At 72.8% G+C, this 25,898-nt stretch carries 23 protein-coding genes; 9 read left to right on the top strand and 14 right to left on the bottom strand.

Annotated features, from left to right (window positions below; genetic code table 11):
* Positions 1 to 51: 51 nt before the first annotated feature.
* Positions 52 to 1,317 (top strand): D-alanyl-D-alanine carboxypeptidase, encoded by a 1,266-nt coding sequence (locus ABZ267_RS00630; RefSeq protein WP_356755867.1) that lies wholly within the window; start codon positions 52 to 54, stop codon positions 1,315 to 1,317.
* Position 1,318: 1 nt separating this feature from the next.
* Here ABZ267_RS00630 and ABZ267_RS00625 read toward each other — a convergent pair whose 3' ends face one another.
* Entirely contained in the window at positions 1,319 to 2,254 is a 936-nt protein-coding gene (locus ABZ267_RS00625; protein ID WP_356755869.1) for a YihY/virulence factor BrkB family protein, read from the bottom strand.
* A 186-nt stretch (positions 2,255 to 2,440) separates the two neighbouring features.
* Here ABZ267_RS00625 and ABZ267_RS00620 point away from each other — a divergent pair, with 186 nt between their 5' ends.
* On the top strand, positions 2,441 to 3,790 hold the full coding sequence (locus ABZ267_RS00620) for an FAD-binding oxidoreductase (RefSeq protein WP_356755871.1): 1,350 nt from the start codon (positions 2,441 to 2,443) through the stop codon (positions 3,788 to 3,790).
* A 40-nt stretch (positions 3,791 to 3,830) separates the two neighbouring features.
* Complete coding sequence (locus ABZ267_RS00615) at positions 3,831 to 4,586, top strand: decaprenylphospho-beta-D-erythro-pentofuranosid-2-ulose 2-reductase (RefSeq protein WP_356755873.1); 756 nt, start codon at positions 3,831 to 3,833, stop codon at positions 4,584 to 4,586.
* 24 nt (positions 4,587 to 4,610) lie between these two features.
* Here the strand turns inward: ABZ267_RS00615 and ABZ267_RS00610 are convergent, their stop codons facing one another.
* Complete coding sequence (locus tag ABZ267_RS00610; protein WP_356755874.1) at positions 4,611 to 5,201, bottom strand: 2'-5' RNA ligase family protein; 591 nt, start codon at positions 5,199 to 5,201, stop codon at positions 4,611 to 4,613.
* Between the two features lie 102 nt (positions 5,202 to 5,303).
* Positions 5,304 to 6,371, bottom strand: coding sequence for a tryptophan--tRNA ligase (gene trpS, locus ABZ267_RS00605; RefSeq protein ID WP_356755876.1), 1,068 nt, complete (start codon positions 6,369 to 6,371; stop codon positions 5,304 to 5,306).
* 280 nt (positions 6,372 to 6,651) lie between these two features.
* On the opposite strand from trpS, the gene rocD reads away from it, so the two are divergent.
* Entirely contained in the window at positions 6,652 to 7,857 is a 1,206-nt protein-coding gene (rocD, locus tag ABZ267_RS00600; RefSeq protein ID WP_356755878.1) for an ornithine--oxo-acid transaminase, read from the top strand.
* 19 nt (positions 7,858 to 7,876) lie between these two features.
* Here rocD and ABZ267_RS00595 read toward each other — a convergent pair whose 3' ends face one another.
* Together ABZ267_RS00595 and ABZ267_RS00590 are read right to left on the bottom strand one after the other, a co-directional pair.
* The gene (locus ABZ267_RS00595; RefSeq protein ID WP_356755879.1) at positions 7,877 to 9,064 is read right to left on the bottom strand and encodes a glutathionylspermidine synthase family protein; all 1,188 of its coding nucleotides are present in this window, start codon (positions 9,062 to 9,064) and stop codon (positions 7,877 to 7,879) included.
* 5 nt (positions 9,065 to 9,069) lie between these two features.
* Positions 9,070 to 9,345 (bottom strand): hypothetical protein, encoded by a 276-nt coding sequence (locus ABZ267_RS00590; RefSeq protein ID WP_032756527.1) that lies wholly within the window; start codon positions 9,343 to 9,345, stop codon positions 9,070 to 9,072.
* A 130-nt stretch (positions 9,346 to 9,475) separates the two neighbouring features.
* Here ABZ267_RS00590 and ABZ267_RS00585 point away from each other — a divergent pair, with 130 nt between their 5' ends.
* Positions 9,476 to 10,318 carry a hypothetical protein gene (locus ABZ267_RS00585; protein ID WP_356755906.1) on the top strand — a complete coding sequence of 281 codons (843 nt, stop codon included), beginning with the start codon at positions 9,476 to 9,478 and terminating at the stop codon, positions 10,316 to 10,318.
* Between the two features lie 30 nt (positions 10,319 to 10,348).
* On the opposite strand, the gene ABZ267_RS00580 is transcribed toward ABZ267_RS00585, so the two are convergent.
* Positions 10,349 to 11,752, bottom strand: a complete 1,404-nt coding sequence (locus tag ABZ267_RS00580) for a PLP-dependent aminotransferase family protein (RefSeq protein ID WP_356755881.1) — start codon at positions 11,750 to 11,752, stop codon at positions 10,349 to 10,351.
* Positions 11,753 to 11,799: 47 nt separating this feature from the next.
* On the opposite strand from ABZ267_RS00580, the gene ABZ267_RS00575 reads away from it, so the two are divergent.
* Positions 11,800 to 12,324, top strand: a complete 525-nt coding sequence (locus ABZ267_RS00575; RefSeq protein ID WP_356755883.1) for a carboxymuconolactone decarboxylase family protein — start codon at positions 11,800 to 11,802, stop codon at positions 12,322 to 12,324.
* A gap of 73 nt (positions 12,325 to 12,397) precedes the next feature.
* Here the strand turns inward: ABZ267_RS00575 and ABZ267_RS00570 are convergent, their stop codons facing one another.
* The 4 genes from ABZ267_RS00570 to ABZ267_RS00555 form a co-directional block, all read right to left on the bottom strand.
* Positions 12,398 to 13,387: a malate dehydrogenase gene (locus ABZ267_RS00570; protein ID WP_356755885.1), complete on the bottom strand. Its 990-nt coding sequence runs from the start codon at positions 13,385 to 13,387 to the stop codon at positions 12,398 to 12,400.
* A gap of 212 nt (positions 13,388 to 13,599) precedes the next feature.
* Positions 13,600 to 14,730 (bottom strand): DUF2690 domain-containing protein, encoded by a 1,131-nt coding sequence (locus ABZ267_RS00565; RefSeq protein ID WP_356755887.1) that lies wholly within the window; start codon positions 14,728 to 14,730, stop codon positions 13,600 to 13,602.
* A 388-nt stretch (positions 14,731 to 15,118) separates the two neighbouring features.
* Positions 15,119 to 15,832: a DUF3017 domain-containing protein gene (locus ABZ267_RS00560; RefSeq protein WP_356755889.1), complete on the bottom strand. Its 714-nt coding sequence runs from the start codon at positions 15,830 to 15,832 to the stop codon at positions 15,119 to 15,121.
* A 23-nt stretch (positions 15,833 to 15,855) separates the two neighbouring features.
* The gene (locus tag ABZ267_RS00555; protein ID WP_356755891.1) at positions 15,856 to 16,737 is read right to left on the bottom strand and encodes a bifunctional methylenetetrahydrofolate dehydrogenase/methenyltetrahydrofolate cyclohydrolase; all 882 of its coding nucleotides are present in this window, start codon (positions 16,735 to 16,737) and stop codon (positions 15,856 to 15,858) included.
* A 219-nt stretch (positions 16,738 to 16,956) separates the two neighbouring features.
* Between ABZ267_RS00555 and ABZ267_RS00550 the strand changes: the two genes are divergently transcribed.
* Positions 16,957 to 17,604, top strand: coding sequence for an RDD family protein (locus ABZ267_RS00550; protein ID WP_356755893.1), 648 nt, complete (start codon positions 16,957 to 16,959; stop codon positions 17,602 to 17,604).
* Positions 17,605 to 17,724: 120 nt separating this feature from the next.
* Here the strand turns inward: ABZ267_RS00550 and ABZ267_RS00545 are convergent, their stop codons facing one another.
* The 3 genes from ABZ267_RS00545 to purN all read right to left on the bottom strand — a co-directional run bounded on the left by ABZ267_RS00545 (position 17,725) and on the right by purN (position 21,644).
* Entirely contained in the window at positions 17,725 to 19,251 is a 1,527-nt protein-coding gene (locus tag ABZ267_RS00545) for a DUF2079 domain-containing protein (RefSeq protein ID WP_356755895.1), read from the bottom strand.
* Positions 19,252 to 19,447: 196 nt separating this feature from the next.
* Positions 19,448 to 21,001, bottom strand: a complete 1,554-nt coding sequence (purH, locus tag ABZ267_RS00540) for a bifunctional phosphoribosylaminoimidazolecarboxamide formyltransferase/IMP cyclohydrolase (protein WP_356755896.1) — start codon at positions 20,999 to 21,001, stop codon at positions 19,448 to 19,450.
* Positions 20,988 to 21,644, bottom strand: a complete 657-nt coding sequence (gene purN, locus ABZ267_RS00535; protein WP_356899696.1) for a phosphoribosylglycinamide formyltransferase — start codon at positions 21,642 to 21,644, stop codon at positions 20,988 to 20,990. Before purN ends, purH begins: the two co-directional genes overlap by 14 nt.
* Before the next feature lie 279 nt (positions 21,645 to 21,923).
* Between purN and ABZ267_RS00530 the strand changes: the two genes are divergently transcribed.
* Positions 21,924 to 22,805 (top strand): hypothetical protein, encoded by an 882-nt coding sequence (locus ABZ267_RS00530; RefSeq protein WP_356754755.1) that lies wholly within the window; start codon positions 21,924 to 21,926, stop codon positions 22,803 to 22,805.
* On the opposite strand, the gene ABZ267_RS00525 is transcribed toward ABZ267_RS00530, so the two are convergent.
* Positions 22,795 to 24,432: a DUF6350 family protein gene (locus ABZ267_RS00525; RefSeq protein ID WP_356754919.1), complete on the bottom strand. Its 1,638-nt coding sequence runs from the start codon at positions 24,430 to 24,432 to the stop codon at positions 22,795 to 22,797. The two genes, ABZ267_RS00530 and ABZ267_RS00525, sit on opposite strands and share 11 nt — an antisense overlap.
* 126 nt (positions 24,433 to 24,558) lie before the next feature.
* On the opposite strand from ABZ267_RS00525, the gene ABZ267_RS00520 reads away from it, so the two are divergent.
* A complete protein-coding gene (locus ABZ267_RS00520) occupies positions 24,559 to 25,842 on the top strand; it encodes a helix-turn-helix domain-containing protein (protein ID WP_356754757.1) in 1,284 nt (427 codons plus the stop codon).
* Positions 25,843 to 25,898: the final 56 nt, after the last annotated feature.

Below are 25,898 nucleotides of genomic sequence, written 5' to 3'. Positions count from 1 at the left end.
GTCAGCCGGTCCGGGTCCTCATCCACATCTTCGCCCTGTACTTTTTCGACCGTGCCTGCTCTGAAAAAGATCGCTTCGACGGTCATCTCCGCCGCCCTGCTGTCGAGTCTTGCCCTTACGCCCGTACACGCGGCCGATAAGGACAAGACGGACGACAAGCAGCCCAAGCCGCCGAGCACGATGTCGAGCCTCGGCGGGGAGCAGCTCGCCAGGACAGGCCCTCAGGTCAACCTGGGCCGAGGAGCACCGGTGCTGCCGAAGAAGCTGTCCGGCCGCTCGTGGGTCGTCGCGGACGCGGAGAGCGGGTCCATCCTGGCCTCGAACAACGCGCACTGGCGGCTGCCGCCCGCCTCCACCCTGAAGATGCTGTTCGCGGACACGGTGCTGCCCGCGCTCCAGCCCACCTCGCTGACCCACACGGTGAAGGAGAGCGACCTGGCCGGTGTCGGCGAGGGCAGCAGCCTGGTGGGCATCAAGGAGGACCAGACGTACACGGTCCACGACCTGTGGCTCGGCGTCTTCCTGCGGTCGGGCAACGACGCGGTGCACGTGCTCTCGGAGATGTACGGCGGCGTCCCCAAGACGGTGGACGCGATGCAGAAGCACGCCGAGGAGCTCCAGGCGCTGGACACGACGGTTGTCTCGCCGGACGGGTACGACGCGCCGGGCCAGGTCTCCAGCGCCTACGACCTGACGCTGATCGCCCGCAGCGGCATGCAGAAGAAGGACTTCCGCGAGTACGCGGCCACGGCCTCCGCCGACTTCCCCGGTGAGAAGAAGAAGGGCAAGAGGCGCGAGAGCTTCGAGATCCAGAACACCAACCGGCTGATCACCGGGGACATCGGCGTCGACCCGTACAAGGGCATCGCGGGCGTCAAGAACGGCTACACGACCCACGCGGGCTCCACGTTCACCGGGGTCGCCGAGCGCAACGGCCGGGTGCTGCTGGTCACCGTCATGAACCCGTCGGCGGAGGAGAGCCACGCCGTCTACAAGGAGGCCGCCCACCTGCTCGACTGGGGCTTCGCCGCGAGCGGCAAGGTGACCCCGGTCGGCCAGCTGGTGCCACCGAAGTCGCTGCACACCGGGAACGCGGACGGCGGCGACGGCGTCGGGCCGGCAGCCGGCGCGGACCAGGGCTCCGGCGGCCCGGCGAAGGCCGCGCACGTCGCGACCGCCGGGCAGCAGGAGTCCGGCGGAGTCGGTGTCGCGCTGGCGGTCGTCGGCGGCGTGCTGGTGGTCCTGGCGGCCGGCGTGTTCCTGGTGAACCGGCGGTGGCCGGTGCCGGGTCTGGGCCGGCGGACGCCGCAGGACTGACTCAGGAGGCCCGGGTGGAGCCGCCGGCCTGTTCCGCGGCCTCCGGCTCCGCCTTCGCGTCCTTGCCGTACCCGTCCAGCTCCTCCTCCTTGGACCCGGTCGCGGTCCAGGCGGCGCAGAACAGCAGCAGCTTCGCGGAGAAGTTGATCCAGAGCAGCAGCGCGATCGGCACGCCGAACGCGCCGTACATGCTCTTGCCCGCGACGCCCTTCATATAGCTGCCGAGCAGCAGCTTGAGCAGCTCGAAGCCGACCGCGCCGACCAGCGCCGCGACCGCCAGCCGGCGCCGGGGCGGCTCGACTCCTGGCAGCAGCGTCAGCAGGTAGAGGATCAGCAGGAAGTCGGCGAGGACCGCGACCACCAGGGCCGCCAGCCGGAGCAGGACGCCGCCCGCGCCGCCTTCGGGGATGCCGAGCTGGTCGGCGGTCCAGCCGACGGCCGTCGTCCCGACGGTGGAGACCGCCAGCGTGGCGAGCGCCGCGCCGCCGAGGCCGACCAGCAGCACGGCGTCCTTGAGCTTGGCGACGACCGGATTGGCCTCCTGGACGTCGTCCAGCTCCCAGACCGCGCGCAGGCACTCGCGCATCGAGCCGACCCAGCCGACACCGGTGAAGAGCAGCAGCGCACCGGCCACCAGACCGACCGTGCCCGCGTTGGCCACCAGGGTGTCGATGCCGAGCTGGTCGGAGATACCCGGCACCTGCTCGGCGAGCTTGTCCTTGATGGTGTCCAGCTGCTTGTCGCTCAGCAGCGCGGCCGCGATCGCCGCGCCGACCGCGATCAGCGGGAAGAGCGCCAGGAAGCTGATGAAGGTGATCGCGGCGGCGAGCCTGGCCCAGTGGACCTTCTCCAGACGCTCGTAGGAGCGCCAGGCGTGCGTCTCCATCAGCCGCGCGACGAGCGGCCCCACGACGGGAAGTTTCTTGAGCCAGTCCATGAACCTACGCGTACCCTCCCGGGCCCGGAAAACCTGCGGGCCGCACCGGGCACTCTTCCGGACGCGTCCGGAAGGCCCACTCCCCGTCCCGGTGACACGCGATCCATCACCCGTTCCGGTGAGCGGTGTAACAAAAGGTACGAATAGGTTTTCCCGGACGATACGCCCGGGGCTACGGTCACGGGCATGTCCGTCGACACGGTGTCCTTGACCGGCTGGGGCCGCACCGCCCCGACCACCGCCGTACGGTTTCGCCCCCGTACGTACGAGGAAGCGGCTGCCGTGGTCCGCGGCCGCGGGCCCCGGGGCGCGCTGGCCCGGGGGCTCGGGCGGGCGGCCGGTGACGCGGCGCAGAACGCGGGCGGTTCGGTGCTCGACATGACCGGCCTGGACCGCGTCCGCGCGCTGGACGAGGCGGCCGGGACGGTCCGCTGCGACGCGGGTGTGACCTGGGAGCGGCTGCTGTGCATCCTGCCGCCGCGTGGCCTGTTCCCACCGGTCGTGCCCGGCACCGGCAGGCTCACGGTCGGCGGTGCGATCGGCTCCGACGTGCACGGCCGCGACCATCCGGCCGCCGGTTCGCTCGCCCGGTACGTCGAAGGGCTGGAGCTCCTCACCGCCGACGGCGAGGTGCGTACGGTGACGCCCGGCACCGACCTCTTCGACGCGACCACCGGCGGCCTCGGGCTGACCGGCGTGATCCTCTCCGCCACCCTCCGCCTGCGGCGCGTGGCGTCGCCGCTGATCGCCGTCACCGCCGAGCGGGCGACGGACCTGGACGACCTGCTGGCCCGGTTCACCGCGGCCGGCAGCGACCGTACGCCGTACGCCTCCGCCTGGATCGACCTGCTCGCCCGGGGCCGGGCCACCGGACGAGGCGTCCTGACCCGAGGGGAGCACGCGCTCTCTTTCGTGCCACCGGCGCACGCCCGGCGCACGATGCGCGCACCGCGCACGGACCACCGTCCGACCGCACCGCTCCTTCCCGCCGGTCTGCTGGGCCGGACCTCTGCCGCGCTCCTCAACGAGGTGCGCTACCGGAGTGCGCCCCGCTCCCGGACCGGCGCGCTCCGCACCACCACCGCCTTCTTCCACCCCTTGGACGCCCTCCCCGACGCCAGCCGGCTGCACGGCCGCGCCGGGCTCGTGCGCTACCGGTTCACGGTCGGTCACGGGCAGGAGGAGACGCTGCACCGCATCGTGCGGCGGATCGCGGCCCGGCGCTGTCCCGCCTTCGGCGCCGAACTCCAGCGGTTCGGCGCCCCGTCGCCCGGCTGGCTGTCGTTCCCCGTGCCGGGCTGGACGCTCGCCGTCGACCTGCCCGCCGCCCTGCCCGGCCTCGGCCGCCTCCTGGACGGACTGGACGAGGAGGTGGCGGCGGCCGGTGGCCGGGTCTGCCTGGCGCAGGACGCGCGGATGCGGCCGGAGATCGCGGCCTCGATGTACCCGCGCCTCGGCGATTTCCGGCGGCTGCGGGCAGAGCTGGACCCGACGGAGGCGTTCCGCTCGGACCTGGCGCGCCGGCTCGACCTGTGACGTACCCGCATCGCCCCCACCCCGCGAACAGGAGTGTTCCGTGAAGGACGCCTTCGGTGCCCCGCAGTCCCTGCTCGTCCTCGGCGGCACCTCCGAGATCGCGCTCGCCACCGCGCGCCGCCTGATCGCCCTGCGCACCCGCCGGGTCTGGCTGGCGGGCCGTCCCTCACCGGCCCTGGACGCGGCCGCCGTCGAGCTGCGCGACCGGGGCGCCGACGTGCGTACGGTCGCCTTCGACGCGCTGGACCCCGGTACGCACGAGGAGGTGCTCGGCAAGGTCTTCGCGGAAGGCGACATCGACGTGGTGCTGCTGGCGTTCGGGATCGCCGGGGACCAGGGCCGCGACGAGGAGGAGCCACTCGCCGCCGTGCGGGTCGCGCAGACCAACTACACCGGAGCGGTCTCGGCCGGGCTGGTGTGCGCGAGCGCACTCCAGGCGCAGGGCCACGGGTCGCTGGTGGTGCTCTCCTCGGTGGCCGGTGAGCGCGCCCGGCGGGCCGACTTCATCTACGGCTCCAGCAAGGCCGGGCTCGACGTCTTCGCCCAGGGACTCGGGGACGCGCTCCAGGGCACCGGCGTACAGGTGCTGGTCGTGCGCCCCGGCGCCGTACGGACACGGGCGTCGGCCGGGCCGCCGGAGCATCCGTTCTCCACCACGCCGGAGGCGGTCGCCGGTGCGATCGTGACGGGGCTGCGGCGGCGGTCGGAGACGGTGTGGGTGCCCGGCTCGCTGCGGGTGGTGATGTCGGCGCTGCGGCACGTGCCGCGCCCGCTGTTCCGGCGGCTGCCGATGTGACCGCCGGCGCTCACGGATCAGCGGTCAGGGGCGCAGCGACGGCGCGTCGACCGAGTAGCCGCCCTGGGCCGGGACGGCGGGTGTGGAGCCGCCGGTGTCGAACGGGAAGTCGCGGAGCTTGCGCCAGACGGCGTCCGCGCCCTGTTCGTACAGCGCGAAGGAGCCGCAGGTCCAGGCCGCCTCGTAGTCGGCGAGCTCCGCGTACGCCCGGTCCATCGCCTCTTCGGAGATGCCGTGCGCCACGGTGACGTGCGGGTGGTACGGGAACCGGAGCTCGCGCACCAGCGGCCCCGACGCGTCCCGGACCCGCTTCTGGAGCCAGGAGCAGGCCGAGGCGCCCTCCACCACCTGGACGAAGACCACCGGCGAGAGCGGCCGGAACGTGCCGGTGCCGGAGAGCCGCATCGGGAAGGGGCGGCCGGCCGAGGCGATCTGGTCGAGGTGCGCCTCGATCGCCGGCAGGTCGGCCGCCTCCGCCTCGGTCGGCGGCATGAGCGTGACGTGGGTGGGAATGCCGTACGCGGCAGGATCCCCGAAGCTCGCGCGCCGCTCCTGGAGCAGGCTGCCGTAGGGCTCCGGGACCGCGATCGAAACGCCGAGCGTTACGGTCCCCACGTCGTTCTCCTCCATCGTCGATGGTCGATTTCCGGCCTTGCGCCGCGACCCGCCACCGCAAGTGTGGCCCCTTCGGCCGTGATCTCGCCAGAGTCCTTGGACTCAGTGCTTGGCGGGCAGGAAGCCCATCCGGTCGTACGTCCGCGCCAGGGTCTCGGCGGCGACGGCCCTGGCCTTCTCCGCTCCCTTGGCCAGGATGGAGTCCAGCGTCTCCGGGTCGTCCAGATATTCCTGGGTTCGGACCTGGAACGGGGTGACGAATTCCACCATGGCCTCGGCCAGGTCGGTCTTCAGCGCCCCGTACCCCTTGCCCGCGTACTTGTCCTCCAGCGCCTCGACCGTGCTGCCGGAGAGGGTGGAGAGGATGGTGAGCAGGTTGCTGACGCCCGGCTTCTTCTCCTCGTCGAAGCGGATCACCGTGTCGGTGTCGGTGACCGCGCTCTTGACCTTCTTGGCGGTGACCTTCGGGTCGTCGAGGAGGTTGATGAGACCCTTCGGCGTGGAGGCCGACTTGCTCATCTTGACCGCCGGGTCCTGGAGGTCGTAGATCTTCGCCGTCTCCTTGAGGATGTACGGCGCCGGGATGGTGAACGTCCGGCCGAACCGGCCGTTGAACCGCTCCGCGAGGTCGCGGGTCAGCTCGATGTGCTGGCGCTGGTCCTCGCCGACCGGGACCTGGTCGGCCTGGTAGAGCAGGATGTCGGCGACCTGGAGGACCGGGTAGGTGAAGAGGCCGACGGTGGCGCGGTCGGCGCCCTGCTTGGCGGACTTGTCCTTGAACTGCGTCATCCGGGAGGCCTCGCCGAAGCCGGTGAGGCAGTTCATCACCCAGCCGAGCTGCGCGTGCTCGGGCACATGGCTCTGGACGAAGAGCGTGCACCGCTCCGGGTCCAGTCCGGCCGCGAGCAGCTGCGCCACGGCGAGCCGGGTGTTGGCGCGCAGCTCGGCGGGGTCCTGCGGAATCGTGATCGCGTGCAGGTCCACAACCATGTAGAAGGCGTCGTGCGTCTCCTGGAGCGCCACCCACTGGCGCACCGCGCCCAGGTAGTTGCCGAGGTGGAACGAGCCTGCGGTGGGCTGGATCCCGGAGAGCACACGGGGCCGGACAGGCACGCCGGTGCGGCCCGTCTGCGGCTGGTCGGTGGAGAGCGCGGAGCGATCAGAGGCCATGGGCCCATTGTCTCAGGTGCGGCGGCGATCTCCGGCAGCCGGTGCGGGGCGCAGCGGGGGCGCACCCGCTCGGGTGCGGGGCCGCTCGCGCCCCGGGAGCGCGCGCCTGAGACGAAGCGCACATTCCGGCCGCCGGAGCGCGCGCGGGCCGACACAGGGAGCACGCGGAAGCATGCGCGGGCGGGCGCGCCGGAGGGTGAAGGTTTCCCTGCGCCGGATGCGACCGACGATACAAAGTGGGCACCACCCCCGCCCACGCCGTACGACGAACGGAGATCCCGTGTCCGCCACGGAAACTGCCATCGCCTCCGCCGAGGCGCACAGCGCGCACAACTACCACCCGTTGCCGGTCGTCGTGGCCTCGGCGGAGGGTGCCTGGATGACCGATGTCGAAGGCCGCCGCTACCTCGATCTGCTCGCCGGCTACTCGGCGCTCAACTTCGGCCACGGCAACCGCCGTCTGCTCGACGCGGCCAGGGCCCAGCTGGAACGGGTGACGCTGACCTCGCGGGCCTTCCACCACGACCGGTTCGCCGATTTCTGTACGGAGCTGGCCGAGCTCTGTTCCATGGAGATGGTCCTGCCGATGAACACCGGCGCGGAGGCCGTGGAGACGGCGGTGAAGACCGCCCGGAAGTGGGGCTACCGGGTCAAGGGCGTCCCGGACGGGATGGCGAAGATCATCGTGGCCTCGGACAACTTCCACGGCCGCACGACGACGGTCATCAGCTTCTCCACTGACCCGGAGGCGAGGGCTGACTACGGCCCGTACACACCGGGGTTCGAGATCGTGCCGTACGGGGATCTCACCGCGATGCGGGAGGCGATGACGGAGAACACCGTGGCGGTGCTGATCGAGCCGATCCAGGGCGAGGCGGGCGTGCTGGTGCCGCCGGCCGGTTATCTGGCCGGTGTGCGGGAGCTGACCCGGGAGCGGAACGTGCTCTTCATCGCGGACGAGATCCAGTCGGGTCTGGGACGTACCGGGAAGACGTTCGCGCTGGAGCACGAAGGCGTGGTGCCGGACATGTACCTGCTCGGCAAGGCGCTCGGCGGCGGTGTGGTGCCGGTGTCGGCCGTGGTCTCGTCGGCGGAGATCCTCGGTGTGTTCAGGCCCGGTGAGCACGGTTCCACCTTCGGCGGGAACCCGCTGGCGTGCGCGGTGGCGCTGGAGGTGATCGCGATGCTGCGGACCGGCGAGTACCAGGAGCGCGCCGCCGAGCTGGGCGACCATCTGCACCGGGAGCTGGGGCTGCTGGCCGGAGGCGGCGCGGTGGAGACCGTACGCGGCCGGGGGCTGTGGGCCGGCGTCGACATCGTGCCCGCACTCGGCACCGGCCGGGAGATCTCGGAGCGGCTGATGGCGGAGCGGGTACTGGCGAAGGACACGCACGGCTCGACGATCCGGATCGCGCCGCCGCTGGTGATCTCCAAGGAGGACCTGGACTGGGGCCTGGACCGGCTGCGTACGGTGCTCGGCGCCTGAGCCCTGCGAGAAAGAGCGCTCAGAGGATGACGTGGGGCAGGAAGCGGGCGTACTCGTCCGTGACCGGCCCCGCCGATTCCCGGATGCCGAGCCCGGCCGCCTCGTCCTCCACCACCCAGGCCCCGAGCACCACGCGGTTGCCGTCGATGTCGGGCAGCGGCGCCAGCTCCTGGTAGCAGCACGGCTCCTCGCGCAGGACGGTCGGTGAGCCGGGCCCGTGCAGGTCGACCCCGGCGCCCTCGCGGCCGAGCAGCGGCTTGGAGACGTATCCCGCGCCGCCGGGTCCGGCCAGCTCGCGCGGGCCGTCGAGGTAGGCGGGCAGCAGGTTCGGATGGCCCGGATACAGCTCCCACAGGATCGCGAGGAGCGCCTTGTTGGAGAGGAGCATCTTCCAGGCGGGCTCGATCCAGCAGGTGGTACCGGAGCCGCCGCCGTTGTCGAGGGTCTCCAGCACCCGCGTCCCGAACCGGTCCGTGGTCAGCCACTCCCACGGGTAGAGCTTGAAGCAGCTGCGGAGGAAGCGGAGCCGGTCGTCGACGAACCGTCCGCTCAGCCGGTCCCAGCCGATGTCCTCCACGGAGAGCGCGTGGGTGTCGAGGCCGGCCTGGTCGGCGGTCTCGCGGAGGTACGCGACCGTCATCAGGTCCTCGCCGAGCTCGTCGCCTTCCGAGTGCGCGAAGTGCAGCGGGCCCGGCGGCAGCAGGTGCGCCTGCCGCTTCCAGGCGTCGACCAGCCGCTCGTGCAGCGAGTTCCACTGGTCGGCTCCGGGAAACCGCTCCTCCATCCAGAACCACTGCGCGCTGGCGGCCTCCACCAGTGAGGTCGGCGTGTCGGCGTTGTACTCCAGCATCTTCGCCGGGCCGCCGCCGTCGTAGCGCAGGTCGAACCGCCCGTACAGCGACGGAAGTTCGTCGCGGCGGCGCCAGGACTCGGCGACGAGCGTGGCGAGTCGCGGGTCGGTGATGCCGAGGTCGGTGAAACGGTCCTGCTCCACGATGTGCGCTGCGGCGGCCAGGCACATCGTGTGCAGCTCCTCGACGGTCTCCTCCAGCGCCTCGACCTCCGGCAGCGAGAAGACGTAGTAGGCGCTCTCGTCCCAGTACGGGCGCAGCGAACCGTCCGGATAGCGCGTCAGCGGATAGACCAGCCCCTGCGACTCGACGGTCTCCTGCCAGCCGTGGCGCGGCTCGATGGTGCGGCGCTCCACCGCGCTCAGCCTCCGCCGGACTTGGTGCAGCCGAAGCCGCCGCGGTCGACCGCCGACTTGTCGAAGCTGCCGCCCTGGACCTTGCCGTCCCCGCTCTTGCCGCCGCCGTAGTAGTACGAACCGCTCCCGCCGCTGCGGCACTCGGAGCTGGGCAGGGTCCTCTGGGTCGTCCGGTCGGCGCAGCGCCGGTCCGGTTCGGATCCGCAGGATGTGATGGTCAGGGCGAGCAGCCCCATGCCGCCGAGCACGACCGTGCTCGACCTCAGCCTTCGCTTGGCCATGTGTGCGGTTCTCCCCCGTGCGTCGTGCGCCGAACTGCTTGTCAGAATAGTTGTACGGTGCGCCGGTTCGGAAGCCGAAGGTGGAGGGGCGCCGGAGTGCGCCCGGTACATTCCCTTTGTGCTCCTGGGGATGATCTGCGCGCTCGGTGCCGCCCTCTGTTACGGGACGGCCTCCGTCCTCCAGGCGATCGCCGCTCGGGCCGCGAGCCGGCCGGATTCCGGTGCGGGCGTGGACCCCGCGCTGCTGCTGCGGGCGGTGCGGCAGTGGCGTTACGTCGCCGGACTCACCCTGGACGGCCAGGGCTTCGTGCTCCAGATCGTCGCTCTGCGCGCGCTGCCGATCTATGCCGTCGGGGCCGCGCTCGCCGCGTCGCTCGCGGTCACGGCGGTGGTCGCGGCCCGGCTGCTGGCGGTCCGGCTGAGCCGGACGGAGTGGGCGGCGGTGGCGGTGGTCTGCGCCGGGCTCGGGATGCTGGGGCTGGCCTCGGGTGAGGAGGGCCGGCTGGCGGGCCCTTGGTGGCTGCCGTGGGCGACGATCGCCGCCGCGCTGGCGGTGCTGGTGCTCGGCGCGGTGGGCGGGCGGCTGCCGACGCGGGCCCGGGCGCTGGCGCTGGGGCTGGGCGCCGGGTTCGGGTTCGGCGTGGTGGAGGTGGCGGTGCGGCTGGTCGACGAGGTGTCGCCGGGCGCGCTGGTGCGGAATCCGGCGGCGTACGGGCTGCTGCTGGGCGGGGCGGCGGCGTTCCTGCTGCTGACGTCGGCGCTGCAGAAGGGGTCGGTGACGACGGCGACGGCCGGGATGGTGCTCGGCGAGACGGTCGGCCCGGCGCTGGTCGGCGTGGTGTGGCTGGGCGACGGGACCCGGGCGGGGCTGGGCTGGCTGGCGGTGACGGGGTTCGCGGTGGCGGTGGCGGGGTCGCTGGCCTTGGCGCGCTTCGGTGAGGCGCCGGAGGCCAAGGGCGTGGGCCCGACATGACCACTCGTGACGACGCATCCGTAAGCCCTCCTACGGCAGCACCCGGCACAGCGCGTCCAGTGCGCCCGTCCAGGCGCTTTCCGACGGCGATCCGTAGCCGATGACCAGCGCGTCGCGGCCGGGCGGGGCGTCGGGGTGGCGGTAGCGCGCGAGGCCCTCCAGCCGCAGGCCCTGGAAGGCCGCCGCCTGGATCACCGGACGCTCGGTGCCCGGCGGGAGTTCCAGGACCGCGTGCAGTCCGGCCGCGATGCCGCTGACCTCGATGCCCGGCGCGCGTTCGGCGAGCGCCGTGACGAGCTGGTCGCGGCGGCGCCGGTAGCGCAGCCGCATGGAGCGCACATGCCGGTCGTACGCTCCCGAGGCGATGAACTCCGCGAGCGTCAGCTGGTCGATGGCGCCGGACATCCAGTCCGCCGGCCCCTTCGCCGCCACGACCTCCCCGACCAGCCCGCGAGGCAGCACCATCCAGCCGAGCCGCAGGCCGGGCGCGAGCGACTTGGAGGCGGTGCCGAGGTAAACGACCCGCTCGGGATCGAGGCCTTGAAGAGCGCCGACAGGTTGCCTGTCGTAGCGGAACTCTCCGTCGTAGTCGTCCTCCAGGATCAGGCCACCGGTGGCGCGGGCCCAGTCGACGGCGGCGGCCCGCCGGTCCGGATGGAGCGGTACGCCGGTCGGGAACTGGTGCGCCGGGGTCAGCAGCACCGCTCCCGTACCGCGCATTCCGGCCAGCTCTCCGGTCCGCGAGCCGAGTTCGTCCAGCGGCAGGCACGGCGTGGCGAGACCGGTTGCGGTGATGAGGTCGCGGTGCAGGTCGAGTCCGTACGACTCGACGGCCAGCTCCCGCACCCGGCGGCCGCGCAGGACCGCGCCCAGCAGCTTCAGCCCGTGGACGAAGCCGGCGCAGATCACGATGCGTTCCGGGTCGGCGTGGACGCCGCGTGCGCGGGCCAGGTACTCGGCCAGCACCGTGCGGAGTTCGACGCGCCCGAGCGGATCGCCGTAGTCGAACACCTCGTCGGGTGCGGCGGTGACCGCCTTGCGTGCGGCCCGCAGCCAGGCGGTGCGCGGGAAGGCGGACACGTCCGGAGAGCCCGCCTTGAGGCTGTGGCCGGTCCGCGGACGGGCCGGACGGGTACGGGGCGCCACCGGGTCCGGCGGCCGGCGCGGTGCGGCCCGCTGAGCGACCCGGGTGCCCGAGCCCTGGCGGGCGGTGAGCCAGCCCTCGGCGACGAGTTCGGCGTAGGCGTCGGCGACGGTGTTACGGGCGATGCCGAGGTCGGCGGCGAGCGCACGGGAGGACGGCAGCCGGGTGCCCGGGGCCAGCCGTCCGCTGCGCACCGCCTCGCGCAGCGCCGCCGTCAGCCCGCTGCGCAGCCCCGTACCGACCGGCTCCAGATGCAGGTCGGCGCCGAAAGTGGCCCAGGAATCCGTCATGGAAATGGACCATACCGGTGCGCCACCGACGCCGTAGCGTCGTCCTCATGACCACCGCACACGAACACCCCGCACCCACCGCCCACCCGGCCGGCCGCGCCGCCGAGCACCCGCGGCGCCTCTCCGTCTCCGAGCTCCTGCCCGATGTCTACAAAGCGATGGTCCGCCTCGACATCGCCGCCCGGAAGGGCCTGGACCCGGTCCTGGTCGAACTGGTGAAGATCCGGGCCTCGCAGCTCAACAAGTGCGCGTTCTGCCTGGACATGCACACCAAGGACGCGCTCGCGGTGGGCGAGTCCGTCGAGCGGATCGTCCAGCTGAGCGCCTGGGAGGAGTCGCGGCACTTCTACACCGAGAAGGAGCTGGCGGCGCTCGCGCTGACCGAGGCGGTCACCGTCCTCACCGACGGTTTCGTCCCGGACGCGGTGTACGCGGAGGCCGCCGAGCACTTCGCGGAGACCGAACTGGCCCAGCTGGTCGCGGCCATCACGGTGATCAACGCCTGGAACCGCTTCGGCGTGACCGGCCGGCTGACACCGGGCCACTACACACCGGGCGACTTCAAGCACTGAACGCCCAAGCGCCCCCGGCGGCCTGTGCGGGCTGCCGGGGGCGCTCGGTGCACCCGGTGGTGCGAGGTGCGGATCAGATCAGGCCGAGCTCGCGGACCGCGTCGCGCTCCTCGGTGAGCTCCTTGACCGACGCGTCGATGCGCGTACGGGAGAACTCGTTGATGTCCAGGCCCTGGACGATCTCGTACGTGCCGTCCTTCGTGGTGACCGGGAACGACGAGATGATGCCCTCGGGGACGCCGTAGGAGCCGTCCGACGGGATGCCCATCGAGGTCCAGTCGCCGGCGGCGGTGCCGTTGACCCAGGTGTGGACGTGGTCGATGGCGGCGTTGGCGGCCGAGGCCGCGGAGGACGCGCCACGGGCCTCGATGATCGCGGCGCCGCGCTTGGCGACGGTCGGGATGAAGGTGTCGGCGAGCCACACCTCGTCGTTGACGGTCTCGGCGGCGTTCTTGCCGGCGATCTCCGCGTGGAAGATGTCCGGGTACTGGGTGGCCGAGTGGTTGCCCCAGATCGTCAGCTTCTTGATGTCGGAGACGGCGGCACCGGTCTTGGCGGCCAGCTGCGAGATCGCGCGGTTGTGGTCCAGGCGGGTCATCGCGGTGAAGCGCTCCGCCGGTACGTCCGGGGCGGCGGCCTGCGCGATGAGCGCGTTGGTGTTGGCCGGGTTGCCGACGACGAGGACCTTGATGTCGTCCGCGGCGTTGTCGTTGATGGCCTTGCCCTGCGGCTTGAAGATGCCGCCGTTGGCGGCGAGCAGGTCACCGCGCTCCATGCCCTTGGTACGCGGGCGGGCGCCGACGAGCAGGGCCACGTTCGCACCGGCGAAGCCGACGTTCGGGTCGTCGGTGATCTCGATGCCCCGCAGCAGCGGGAAGGCGCAGTCGTCGAGCTCCATCGCGGTGCCCTCGGCGGCCTTGAGGCCCTGCGGGATCTCCAGGAGGCGCAGGTTGACCGGCACGTCCGGGCCGAGCAGGTGGCCGGAGGCGATGCGGAAGAGCAGCGCGTAGCCGATCTGGCCGGCAGCGCCGGTCACGGTGACATTCACGGGAGTGCGGGTCATGGCGGTCTCCGTTAGACAGCTGGCGGTGGGGGTCCCGGCCCCTGGTGCCGGACCCTGGTGCGGGAGACCCCTTCGCGCCGCGACGCGTCGTCCGACCAATCTTGACGTGAAGAGATTTCCGGCGGCCAGGCTATCGGACCCGGCAGGTCCGGACCGCCCGGCCCCCTGTGGCACCGCACACAGCCCGTCACTCACCGCACGCGGCCCGCCTCCTACGTGGTGCAGCCCTTCGTGCCGGAGGTGAGCGTCGCACAGGCCTTCGCGTCGGCCGCCTGCTTCACCGCGACCATCGGCGTGTACGCCTCGCTGACCGTGACCTCGCCGTTCTGCCCGTCCGCCGCCGCGCTCCCGGTGATCGTCACCGTGTCGCCCGGCCCCGCCTCGGTGAGCCGGGCCCAGGCGGCGGAGCAGACCTCGCTGTACCGGACCTCGACGCGGGAGGCGCCGACACCGGTGGTGGTGACCGTACGGGCGTACTCGCCGCCGCATCCCATCTCGTCGGGGTTCTGCCCGGTGCAGTCGGCACCCTGGCACTCGACGCCGGCCGGCGGTGCGGGTGCGGGCTCGTCGGTCGTGGGTTCCTCGGTCCCAGGGGCCTGGCTCGTCGGCGCGGCCGTCGGGGTCGGCGGGGCGGCCTCGGCGGGCTTGTCGCCGCTGGGCGCGAGCATCAGCGCTCCGACGACGACGATCAGCGCTCCGGCCGCACCGACGGCGAGCGAGATCGCTCGGCCGCGGCCCTCGGTGGCCGAGCCGCCGCGCTCGGCGTCCGCCTGCGGTCCGGCCTGGCGCTGCTGCGGGACCGGAGGAACGGTTCCGCGCTGGGCGGGGACGAAGGGGGCGCGGTCGTCGGGGCGGTGAGGGTCGGCGCGGTGAGGATCCGAGCCGTACGCGTGGTCGGAGCCGTACGCGTGGTCGGAGCCGTACGCGTGGTCGGAGCCGTACGCGTGGTCGGAGCCGTACGCGTCGAAGCCGTGGCCGTTCGGCCGGCCGTCGGCGGCCGCGTCCGTCGCACCGAGCGACTCCCGCACCCGTCCGATGCGGAGGGTCTCGTCCGTCATCTCGTGGCCCGTCCCGGCCCGGCTCCAAGAGCGCTCGGCCGACTCCCACAGGTTCGTGAGGTGGTGCTGCGGAGTGCCCGTCACATCGGCGAGAGCCACGACGGCACGGCGCGGAGGAAGGATCCGGCCGTCCAGGTACCGCTCCCAGGACGTCTCGCTGAACCCCGTGCGGCCGGCCACCGCGTCGACGGTCAGCCCGCTGCGGTCCACGAGCATGCGCAGCTCGCTCACGAACTCCCTGATCTGCGGGTCGAGTTCCTCGGGCAGTGCCTTCCAACGAGGCATCGCGCCTCCCCCTCTGTTCTCCCCGGTGCATCCCCCGGACGTGCTTCCTGTGCCCCCGCCGCGGCCGGTACCGCCGGCCGGCGCCTCCCCCGGACCGGTCCGCTCCTCGTCCGCGGCGCCGTGTCAGTCTGCCATCGTCGCACGGCGATCACACCGTGCCGGAATGGTCACTTCCGTGCCACAGGCTCCGGGCGGACCTTGTAGCCGGCCTTCCCTGTCCATGACGCTGAAGCCGGGACGGGGCGAGGCCGCTCCTTCCGCCGTGATCCGGGGCCACGCCGCCGGAGCCCCGGACCGGGCTGTCCGTCCCTCCTCGGGGGTGGGGACCGGGCACACCGGGCGGGCACCTCCTGACGGGTGCCCGCCCGGGCCCACGGGGCCTGCCGCGCTAGCGGATCGTGAAGCGGACCGCGTTCTCCAGGATCGGCACGTCCAGCCACGGCTTCGGCTGCGCGACCAGCGCGAGCAGCACGATCAAGGTGCCCATCAGCCCGTACGTCACCAGGTCGGTGAAGCGGGAACGCACCGCGAGCATGCCGACCGACGGCACCACCCAGCGCAGCACCGCTCCGGCGATCAGGGCCGTGCCGATCAGGATGGTGCCGATGCGGAACGCCTCGGCGAACGGGTCCAGCGCCACGACCAGCAGCCCGACGCCCGCCGCGCCGAGCACGGTGAGCAGCGGCCACTGCCGGGCCGGCGCGGGCGCGTCACGCGGGGCGGCCCGGCCGCCGCCCTCGGGACGGGCGGTGTCCCGCGTGAAGAGCGGGAACCGCCGGGTCCGGCGCGGGGCGGGCGCCTCGCCGTCCGGGTCGGCGGCGGTGGAGCCGCCGCCGGCCGGTTCGGCACGCTCGGACGCGGGCTCGGACGCGGTGGAGCCGTCGCCCGCCTCCGTACGCTCCGGCGCGGTGGAGCCACGGCCCGCCTCCGTACGCTCGGACGCCGTGGAACCGCCGCCCGCCTCCGCACGCTCCGGCGCGGTGGAGCCACGGCCCGCCTCCGCGCTGCCGGACTCCGTGGAGCCGTCCGCCGCGGCCGGATCCGGCCCGTCGGCCGCGCGGCCCGCCGGGGCCGGGTCGGCCGGACTCGTACCAGCACCCATGAGGTTCCCTCCGGATCCGGCCGTCAGCCCGCGGCAGCCGCGTCGGCGGCCTCGGCCGCGGTCCGCTCGGCCGCCTCGACCACGTTGACCAGGAGCTGGGCGCGGGTCATCGGGCCGACGCCGCCGGGGTTCGGGGCGACCCAGGCCGCCACCTCGCGGACGCCCGGGTGCACATCGCCGACGATCTTGCCGTTCTCGTCCCGGCTGACGCCGACGTCGAGCACGGCCGCGCCCGGCTTGACGTCCTCGGGCTTGATCAGGTGCCGCACGCCCGCCGCGGCGACGATGATGTCGGCCTGGCGCAGGTGCGAGGAGAGGTCCCGGGTGCCGGTGTGGCACTGGGTCACCGTGGCGTTCTCCGACTTACGGGTCAGCAGCAGCGGGATCGACCGGCCGATGGTGACACCGCGTCCGACGACCACGACGTGCGCGCCGTTGATCTCCACGCCGTGCGCGCGCAGCAGCTGGACGACACCCTGCGGGGTGCACGGCAGCGGGCCGGTCTCGTTGAGGACGAGACGGCCGAGGCTCATCGGGTGCAGCCCGTCGGCGTCCTTCTCCGGGTCCATCAGCTCCAGGACCCGGTTGGTGTCGATGCCCTTCGGCAGCGGCAGCTGGACGATGTATCCCGTGCACTCCGGGTCGGCGTTCAGCTCCCGTACGACGTCCTCGATCTCCTCCTGGGTGGCGGTGTCGGGGAGTTCGCGCTGGATCGAGCCGATGCCGACCTCCGCGCAGTCGCGGTGCTTGCCGTTCACGTACCAGCGGCTGCCCGGGTCGTCCCCGACGAGCAGGGTTCCGAGGCCGGGAGTGATCCCCTGCGCCTTGAGAGCCGCCACACGGACGGTCAGATCGGACTTGATCGCGGCAGCGGTGGCCTTGCCATCGAGAATCTGGGCAGTCATGGCCCCATCCTCGCGGATGACCCCGCCCGCATACCAACTGCCTGTGCCTCAGCTGTGGCCGAGATTGCACTTGCACAACGTCCTGTGGCCCGGACTGGACAAACGCAGGTCGCGCTCATAACGATGAAGGCCGCGGTTGTACGGGGGGCGGGCCGCTGAACGTCGTCCTTCCTCCGTGTGGCCATCCGTCCCCACACGTCTGTTGAAGGAACACCCCTTATGAGCTTCGGCGACCCCAACAACCCGTACGGGCAGCAGCCCGGCCAGCCTCCGCAGGGCCCGCCGCAGGGGCAGCCGGGCTACGGCTACCCGCAGCAGGCTCCTCAGGGCGTTCCGCAGCAGGGCTACGGCTACCCGCAGCAGCAGCCGGGACATCCGCAGCAGCAGGGGTACCCGCAGCAGCCCGGCCAGCCCTACGGCGGCGGCTACCCGCAGGGCCAGCCCGGCTACGGCGGTGGCATGCCGGAGCTGGCGCACTGGGGCCTGCGGGCGGGCGGCCTGATCATCGACGGCCTCATCATCGGCGCCCCGTACGTCCTCCTCGTCGGCATCGGCGGCGCCATGGGTGATGCGGCGGGTGGTGTCATCGTGCTGATCGGCTTCCTCCTGACGCTCGGTCTCGCCGTCTGGCAGCTGTACCAGGAGGGCACCACCGGCCAGACGATCGGCAAGAAGGCCGTCGGCATCCGTCTGCTGCGCGAGGCCGACGGCCGTCCGCTGGGCTTCGGCATGGCCTTCGTTCGCCGCCTGGCCCACTTCCTGGACAGCATCGCGTGCTACATCGGCTGGCTGTGGCCGCTGTGGGACGAGAAGAAGCAGACGTTCGCGGACAAGGTCTGCTCGTCGGTGGTCATCCGCTCCAGGTGACGCCGGACCTCGATCGGTCCGAAGGCCGCACCCGTACGGAACGGGTGCGGCCTTCGCACGTACGGGACCGGGTCCGCGCTCGATCCGCGCGCGGGCCCGCCCGGTCTCCGCGGACCGGGCTCAGCCCCTCCGTACGCCCGGGATCTCCGCCGGCTCCGGCGTCGTCCGCTCCATCACCACGAAGCTGCCGCCCCGGTGCTTGAGCCGGTAGCGCGCCTCCGGGTGGAGTTGCTCGGCGTACGCCACCGGGTCCTGGATCGGTCGTGACCAGCCGAAGTCCAGGTTGATGGCGACGATGTCGGGCGCGGTCTCCGGCGCGCCGCCGATCCAGTAGACGGTCCGGTCGGAGGTGAGGTGGGCCATGAGCGTGATGTCCGTCTCGACCCGCGCGCCGACCGGGATGGCCTTGAGCGCCGCGCGGGCCATTTCCGTACGGGCGTCGGTGCTGTAGGACTCCGGGCGCAGCAGGTCGCGCAGCGGCAGGTGCTGGGTCATCGCCACGGCGATCGCGACGGAGACCGGGACGACGGCCTTCGCGTACGAGGAGAGCCAGGGCCGCTGTGACGCGCGGCTGCGGCGGACGCCGTCGGCCATCGCCAGGAAGAGGACCGGCATCAGGATCGCGCTGTAGTGCCAGACCATGCCCCAGTGGTTGCTGTCCTGGGAGAGCAGCCGCCAGCCGAGCGTCGGGATGATGAGCAGCGTCAGCGGCGAGCGCAGCGCCATGAACGCGGTGATGCCGATCAGGAAGACCAGCATCTCGATCTTGGTGGAGGAGTTAAGGACGCCGAGGACCGAGTCCACCATCGAGACGTCCTGCTCGCCGTTCTTGTCGATCTTCTGCCAGTAGTCGTACGTCCCGGCGCTGGAAGCCGCCGGGATGAGGACCATGAGCGTGACCACGAAGGCGGCCACGCCGAACGCGGCGAGCAGCGCGCCCTGGAGGCGGCGCCCGTACACGAAGAGCAGGAAGCCGACGACGGCGACGGTCGCGCCGAGGTCCTCCTTGACCAGGACCAGCGGCAGCGACCAGAGCAGCGCGGCCGTCCACCGCTCCAGGAGCAGCGCGCGGCAGACGAGGGCCAGGAGCGGGACGGCGAAGGCGATCTCGTGGAAGTCGGACTTCACCGCCTCCTGGATGCCCCAGGAGAGTCCGTACGCGACGGTGACGCAGAGCCCGGAGCGGCCGCCGAGCAGCTGCTGCGTGGTGCGGCCGACGATGACCGCGCCGAGCGCGAAGAACGCGGCCTGCGCGAAGAGCAGGGCCTCGGCGGAGGGCCAGAGCCAGTAGAGCGGGGCCAGCAGCGCGACGATCGGTGAGAAGTGGTCGCCGAGGATCAGATAGCCGGGGCCCTTGATGTCGACGATCGGCGCGCGGAGGTCCGCGTACGCCCGGACCTCCTGTTCGAAGATCCCGAGGTCCCAGGACGGCGAGCCGAAGCGGGCGTACTGGAGGTAGGAGTAGAGGAAGTACAGGCCGCACAGGATCGCGCCGACGATCAGATACGGCCGCAGCGGTACGCGTTCGGCGGAGGCGGTCTCCGGGCCCGGTGAGCCGTCCGCCGAGTGGCCGTCCGGCCCGGTCCCCTGGGCGGGCAGCCGGCCCGGCTCCGACCGGTCCGGTGCACTCTTGTTCAGCTCAAGCACGGTGACTGCCCCCGCTAGGGATTCCTGCTGTTCTTCGGCTACGGCCGCTGCTCATCGGATACGGCCGTTCATTAGAACAGAGCGGCGAGGAGATTTCGTACGCCGGACACGGGCGGTCATGGCGGAGGCCGCGTCCCGGTCGCACCGGAACGCGGCCTCGCGTCTGATCGGTATCAGTGGAAGAACCTGATCGGTATCAGTGGAAGAAGTGGCGCGTCCCGGTGAAGTACATCGTGACGCCCGCCTTCTTCGCGGCCTCGACCACCAGCTCGTCGCGGACCGAGCCGCCGGGCTGGGCGACCGCCTTGATGCCGGCGGCGGTCAGGATCTCCAGGCCGTCGGGGAACGGGAAGAAGGCGTCGGACGCGGCGTACGCGCCGGCCGCCCGCTCCTCGCCCGCGCGCTCGACGGCGAGCTTCGCGGAGTCGACGCGGTTGACCTGGCCCATGCCGACGCCGACCGAGGCGCCGTCCTTGGCGAGCAGGATCGCGTTGGACTTGACCGCGCGGCACGCCTTCCAGGCGAAGGCCAGCTCCCTCAGCTCGGCCTCGGAGAGCGCGTCGCCGGTGGCGAGCGTCCAGTTGGCCGGGTCGTCACCGTCGGCCTGGAGGCGGTCGGTGACCTGGAGGAGCGCGCCGCCGTCGATCGGCTTGACCTCCGTCGTGGCGGCCGGGGCCTCGGATGCGCGGAGCACGCGGATGTTCTTCTTGCGGGCCAGCACCTCGACCGCGCCGTCCTCGTAGGCCGGGGCCACGATGACCTCGGTGAAGATCTCCGCGACCTGCTCGGCCAGCTCGACCGTCACCGGACGGTTGACGGCGATGACGCCGCCGAACGCCGAGAGCGGGTCGCAGGCGTGGGCCTTGCGGTGCGCCTCGGCGACGTCGTCACCGATCGCGATGCCGCACGGGTTGGCGTGCTTGATGATCGCGACGCACGGCTCGGCGTGGTCGTACGCGGCCCGGCGCGCGGCGTCGGTGTCCGTGTAGTTGTTGTACGACATCTCCTTGCCGTGCAGCTGCTCGGCCTCGGCCAGTCCGCCGGAGCCGGAGGTGTAGAGGGCGGCGGGCTGGTGCGGGTTCTCGCCGTAGCGCAGGACGTCTCTGCGGGTGAGGGCGTCACCGAGGAACTCCGGCAGGCCCGAGTCGTCGGCGGGCGCGTAGCCGTCCACGAACCACGAGGCCACGGCCACGTCGTAGGCGGCGGTGTGCTGGAACGCCTCGGCGGCCAGCCGCTTGCGCGCGGTGAGGTCGAAGCCGCCGGCCTTGACGGCCGCGAGGACGTCCGCGTACCGCTCCGGGCTGGTGACCACGGCCACGGACGGGTGGTTCTTGGCGGCGGCGCGGACCATGGACGGGCCGCCGATGTCGATCTGCTCGACGCACTCGTCGTCGGAGGCGCCGGATGCGACGGTCTCCTTGAACGGGTAGAGGTTCACGACCACCAGGTCGAACGGCTCCACGCCCAGCTCGGCGAGCTGCTCGCGGTGGGCGTCCAGGCGCAGGTCGGCGAGGATGCCGGCGTGGACGCGCGGGTGCAGCGTCTTGACCCGGCCGTCCAGGCACTCGGGGAAGCCGGTCAGCTCCTCGACCCTGGTGACCGGCACTCCGGCGGCGGCGATCTTCCCGGCGGTGGAGCCGGTGGAGACGAGTTCGACGCCCGCCTCGTGGAGACCGCGGGCGAGGTCTTCGAGCCCCGTCTTGTCGTAGACACTGACCAGGGCGCGGCGGATGGGCTTATTCACCGACATGACCGAGATGAACCTTTCGTCCCTCAATGCGATGGCCGTCACGGGCGATCCGCCCCACGGCCTCGACGAGCAGCGAGCGCTCGACTTCCTTAATGCGTTCGTGAAGGGCGGCTTCGCCCTCCGGAGTGTCCTCCTCGGTCACCTCGACCACGCCCTGCGCGATGATCGGACCGGTGTCGACACCGTCGTCGACGAAGTGGACGGTGCAGCCCGTGACCTTGACGCCGTACGCGAGTGCGTCACGCACTCCGTGGGCGCCGGGGAAGCTGGGCAGCAGGGCGGGGTGGGTGTTGACGGTCCGGCCGCCGAAGGCGGCGAGGAACGCGGGGCCCACGATCTTCATGAAACCGGCGGAGACGACGAGGTCCGCGCGGTGCTCGGCGACGGCCGCGGTGAGCGCCTCGTCCCACTCCGTACGCGTCGCGTGGTCCTTGAGCTTGCACACGAACGTGGGGATTCCGGCCCGCTCGGCCCGCTCCACGCCGCCGGTCCCGTCGCGGTCGGCGCCGACCGCGACGATCCGCGCCCCGTACGCCGCCGGGTCCTCGCCGATGGCGTCGAGCAGGGCCTGGAGGTTGGTGCCGGATCCGGAGACCAGGACGACCAGCCGGGCGGGAGAGGCGGAGGGAGGCGGCGAGGCCACGTCGGGGCCCTTTCTCACGTGATGACCGCGCGGTGACGCAGGTGCGGCGAACTCTTTGTGGGGTCGTACGTCTTTGTAGGGTCGTACGAAAGAATCGCTTCGCCCGATACGGGGAACCCTACGAACGGGCCGACCGTCAGCAACGATACCGGCACACCCGGCGGCCCCCACGGGACGGGGGCCGGGCCGAGAGGTAGCGTCAGGGGACAGCGAGCCGTCTACCGGGCGGTCGAACCGTCCTTCGGACGGACATGACGAGATGGGGAAGACGTTCACCACATGCCGGACCGACGCCGTCGCACCGCCTTCCGCCTCCCGTCGCCCGCACGGGCCGCTCTGCTGATGAGGGAGCGCCAGTCCTCTTCGCCGGACTCCTCCCCGGAGTCGCCGGACTCCTCCTCCGCTTCGGGCTCTTCCGGTTCGTCGCCGGACGCGCCCGCGAAGCCGGCCGACGACAATCCGTTCGCTCCGCCGCCTGCGGGCCGGCCCGACCAGCCGTGGCAGCCGCGCCACCCGTCCGGGTCGGACGGCAGGGGCGAGGACGAGGGCTCCGGTGGCCGCTCGTCCTGGGGCAGCCAGTGGAGCAACAAGCAGCCCGGCCGAGGCGGCGGCGGCTTCGGCGGCCGTTCCGGTTCGAACGGCCCGGGCGGCAAGGGCGGGCCCGACGGCGGCCCCTCCGGGATGCGCTGGGACCCGACCGACCCCGTCCAGCGGCGCGCCCGCTACGCGCTGCTCGGCGGCATCTGGTCCGTCTTCTTCGCGCTCTTCGACTTCACGGAGATCGCGCTGCTGCTGGGCGCGCTCTCGGTGTACTGGGCGGTCAGCTCGCTGCGCGCCGAGCCCAAGAGCCCGACCACGCCGGACCGTACGGCGGTGGGCGCGGCCACGGGCGCCGGAGCTCCGGCCGCGGGCGGCGGAGGTGCTTCGCCGGCGGCCGCCACGGGCCGGACCGGTGAGCGCCGGCCTCAGACCACGGCGGCCATCAGCGGTCTGGTGACCGCGCTGCTGGCCCTGATCATCGTGATCACGACGTACACCGTGCAGCTGGTCTACCGCGACTACTACACGTGCGTGAACGACGCGCTGACCAAGAGCGGCGCGGTGGCCTGCAACGACCGGCTGCCGAAGCCGCTGGAACCGCTGTTCGGCGTCAAGGACTAGCGCCGCCCCGGCCGTCGGCGTCGGCTTCGGCGGGGGTCGTCTCGGGCTTCGCGTCCGTGTCGGCGGGCTTCGCTGACGTCTCCTCGGAGCGCAGGGCGGCCGGGACGCGTGCGGGGAAGTCGGCCATCAGGCCGCCGGAGCCCCGCTTGAGGGAGGCCCACCGGGCCTCCCTCGCCTCTTTCTCGTGCCAGGGGTCGGTCGGCAGGAAGTCGTACGGCTCAAAGCCCGCGTCGTCGTCCGTGTCCTCGTCCTCCGGCGCGGGCTCGGGCTCGGCCGCCTTCTTTCCGGGCTTCTTGTCGCCTGCCGCTTCCTTCTCCGCCTCCCCGCTCTCCTCCGGTACGGCCGCGTCCCTGCGCCAGGCCCAGCCCGGTTCGCGCAGCCGCCACAGCCGCAGGAGCAGGGCCGCCGGTACGCCGACGGCCGCCGTCCACACCAGCGCCGCCGGGCCCGCCAGCCACCACACGGGCCCGAACGCGGCGAGCGCACCTGACCCGAGCGGGCCGCCCGCCACCGCCATGAGCAGCGCCGTACCGGCTCCGCATCCGAGCGCGGCGAGGCCCGTCACCAGCACCGTCTCGCGCGGCGCCCAGGCCTGCGCGCGCGGCGCTTCGGCGGGAGCAGCCCGGCGTACGACGCACCAGGCGACGGCCAGCGCGGCCACGGCCGGTACGGCGAGGGCCGCCCAGTTCAGCACGGTGGCCGGGCCCTGCTCCGGTACCGCCGCCAGCAGCGGGAAGCGCGGCACGGCCGGCGTCCCGGCGAGGCCCAGCGGGGTGGCCGTGGCGCCCGTACCGAGCGCGAAACCGGGGCCGAGCCCGTACGCCGCGCCCCACAGTGCCGCGTTCGGCACCAGCGACACGGCGAGCAGCAGCACCGCCAGCCGGCCCGACCAGTCACCGGAGAGCGCCAGGAAGGATTCCTGCGCCGCCGCCGCGTCCCGGCCCAGCGCCACCGCCACCAGGAGCGCGCCTCCGCCCATCAGCACCGCGACACCGACCGCCGCCGCCCGGCACGCGGCCTCGGCCCGGTCGCGGAAGAGGGTCCGCGCGACGGCCTCCTGGAGCACCAGCGGGAACCAGGACGGCAGCGGCCCGAACGGACGTCCCGCCGCCGTCCACACTCCGGCCGCCGCCGCGCCGGCCACCACCAGCGCCACCGGGAACGCCAGCGTGTCCGGCACGACCCGCAGCGAACCACCGCGCGCATAGGCCGCCGCTCCGGCCACGACCAGCAGGTATCCGGCGGTCACCGCACAGAAGGCGCCTGCCTGCGAAGGCCTGGCCCGCCCTTCCTCCGGCTCCGCCGCGTCGCGCGCCGCCCGGTGCGCCAGCCAGACGGGACCCGCCACGAGGAGCAGCGGGACCACGCCGACCGGAGCCGGTACGCCGCTGAGGGTGTCGGGCCGGACGAGTTCGGCGCCGTGCGCGAGCAGCCACACGGCGGCCGCCGCGCGCAGCGCTCCGCCGGGTCCGCTGTCCGGGAACGGCGAGCTGATCCAGCCCACCGTCACCAGCACGGCCAGGGAGCCGAGACCCAGACCGGCGGCGGCCACGCCCCGCAGAAAGGCGGAGGCCAGAGCGAGGGTCCTGGTCCGTTCGGGCGGCAACATCGGGCTGCGTTCGGTCATTTGGGTCACGCCGCCCATGCTCCCAACGACACGCGCTTATCCCACGTAACGCGCGAACAGCCGCCGTGTCGCTCAATATACGTTTATGTACTTTTTCTCCCAGTGCAGGGCTGCCGGGGGTCGTCGATGACCCGGAGCACCACCGACGAGGCCGCCGCACCACCGCTGCCCTCACCCAAGGAGCGGCGCAGACTGCGCGAGGCGAAGTCGCTGACCGAGCAACAGGTGGCGGAGGCCGTGGGCGTCACGCGCGCCACCGTGCGCTCCTGGGAGACGGGGCGTACGAGCCCGCGCGGCCGCAAGCGCGCGCTGTACGCCAAGCTCATCGCGCCGGACCCGAAGACGAGGCCGAAGCGGAAAACGAAGTCGCCTCCCGCACCTCCTCCCGTGAAAGGGCCCGAGCCCGCGTCCGTGATCGCGGCCGAGCACGTTCCCGTGAGCTCACCCGAGCCCGATCCTGTGGGCGCGCCCGAGCCCGATCCTGTGGGCGCGCCCGAGCCCGCGAGCGCGTCCGCGGCCCCGGACACCTCGTCACCTCCCGTACCGGCGACTCCTCCGCCGCCTCCCGAGCCGGAACCCGCCACGCCTCCGCTCTCTCCCGACGAGGCGTTCGACGCGCTGTACGCGCACGCCGCGCCCGGCCTCGTACGGCAGACCTATCTCCTGACCGGGCGGCGCAGTCTGGCGCGGGAGTCCGTCGAGCGGGCCTTCCAACTGGCCTGGCACCGCTGGCCCGAGGTGGCCGTGGACCGGGATCCGGTCGGCTGGGTGCGGGCGGCGGCGTACGAGTACGCGATGTCTCCCTGGCACCGGCTCCGCCGCGTCCACCGGCATCCCGACGCGCCGCCTTCCGAACCGGCCAGGCGGGCCCTGTTCGAGGCGCTGCTCGACCTGCCTCCGGTCTACCGGCGGACCCTGCTCCTCTACGACGGCGTCGGCCTGGACCTGCCGGAGACCGCGGCCGAGACGGAGGCGTCCACTCCGGCGGCGGCGGGACGGCTGGAGGTGGCCCGGGCCGCCGTCGCCGTGCGGGTGCCCGAACTGACGGCCGCCGCCTCGCCCGCCGCACAGTCCGAGCTGCTCCACGACCGGCTCGGCGGACTCGCCCGCGCCGAACACGTCCCGGTCCCGTCGCCGGCCGGCGCCGTCCGCACCGGCAGCGAGAACAAGGCGCGGCTCTGGACCCGGGCCGCCATCGCCTTCGCCGCGCTGCTCATCGGCGCGACCGCTCTGACCCTGCACACCGCGCCCACGTACTACGAGCCGCCGATCGCGCCGCCGGAACGGGTCGGCGGCGTACCGCCGCGCGGTGGTCCGCAGAAGCTGACCCCGCAGGACCTGCAGCTGCAGATGGCGCTGAAGGAGCAGCTGGCGCGCGGCCCGGAACGGCTGGTGCCGCGCATCCCCTGACCTGCGCGAACGACGAACGGCGCGGGCCCGCACCCCTGGTCGAAAGGGGTGCGGGC

It is taken from the genome of Streptomyces sp. NPDC006174 (assembly GCF_040614075.1).
In the GTDB taxonomy this organism is placed as follows: Bacteria; Actinomycetota; Actinomycetes; order Streptomycetales; family Streptomycetaceae; genus Streptomyces.
This window is presented reverse-complemented; position numbering and strand designations above follow the sequence as displayed.

What these genes read in the sequence shown, in the direction of transcription:
- ABZ267_RS00625 (WP_356755869.1), bottom strand. Translation starts at nt 2,254, where the DNA reads ATGGACTGGCTCAAGAAACTTCCCGTCGTGGGGCCGCTCGTCGCGCGG.
- ABZ267_RS00620 (WP_356755871.1), top strand. Translation starts at nt 2,441, where the DNA reads ATGTCCGTCGACACGGTGTCCTTGACCGGCTGGGGCCGCACCGCCCCG.
- trpS (WP_356755876.1), bottom strand. Translation starts at nt 6,371, where the DNA reads ATGGCCTCTGATCGCTCCGCGCTCTCCACCGACCAGCCGCAGACGGGC.
- ABZ267_RS00590 (WP_032756527.1), bottom strand. Translation starts at nt 9,345, where the DNA reads ATGGCCAAGCGAAGGCTGAGGTCGAGCACGGTCGTGCTCGGCGGCATG.
- ABZ267_RS00585 (WP_356755906.1), top strand. Translation starts at nt 9,476, where the DNA reads ATGATCTGCGCGCTCGGTGCCGCCCTCTGTTACGGGACGGCCTCCGTC.
- ABZ267_RS00580 (WP_356755881.1), bottom strand. Translation starts at nt 11,752, where the DNA reads ATGACGGATTCCTGGGCCACTTTCGGCGCCGACCTGCATCTGGAGCCG.
- ABZ267_RS00575 (WP_356755883.1), top strand. Translation starts at nt 11,800, where the DNA reads ATGACCACCGCACACGAACACCCCGCACCCACCGCCCACCCGGCCGGC.
- ABZ267_RS00570 (WP_356755885.1), bottom strand. Translation starts at nt 13,387, where the DNA reads ATGACCCGCACTCCCGTGAATGTCACCGTGACCGGCGCTGCCGGCCAG.
- ABZ267_RS00565 (WP_356755887.1), bottom strand. Translation starts at nt 14,730, where the DNA reads ATGCCTCGTTGGAAGGCACTGCCCGAGGAACTCGACCCGCAGATCAGG.
- ABZ267_RS00560 (WP_356755889.1), bottom strand. Translation starts at nt 15,832, where the DNA reads ATGGGTGCTGGTACGAGTCCGGCCGACCCGGCCCCGGCGGGCCGCGCG.
- ABZ267_RS00555 (WP_356755891.1), bottom strand. Translation starts at nt 16,737, where the DNA reads ATGACTGCCCAGATTCTCGATGGCAAGGCCACCGCTGCCGCGATCAAG.
- ABZ267_RS00550 (WP_356755893.1), top strand. Translation starts at nt 16,957, where the DNA reads ATGAGCTTCGGCGACCCCAACAACCCGTACGGGCAGCAGCCCGGCCAG.
- purH (WP_356755896.1), bottom strand. Translation starts at nt 21,001, where the DNA reads ATGTCGGTGAATAAGCCCATCCGCCGCGCCCTGGTCAGTGTCTACGAC.
- ABZ267_RS00530 (WP_356754755.1), top strand. Translation starts at nt 21,924, where the DNA reads ATGCCGGACCGACGCCGTCGCACCGCCTTCCGCCTCCCGTCGCCCGCA.
- ABZ267_RS00525 (WP_356754919.1), bottom strand. Translation starts at nt 24,432, where the DNA reads ATGACCGAACGCAGCCCGATGTTGCCGCCCGAACGGACCAGGACCCTC.
- ABZ267_RS00520 (WP_356754757.1), top strand. Translation starts at nt 24,559, where the DNA reads ATGACCCGGAGCACCACCGACGAGGCCGCCGCACCACCGCTGCCCTCA.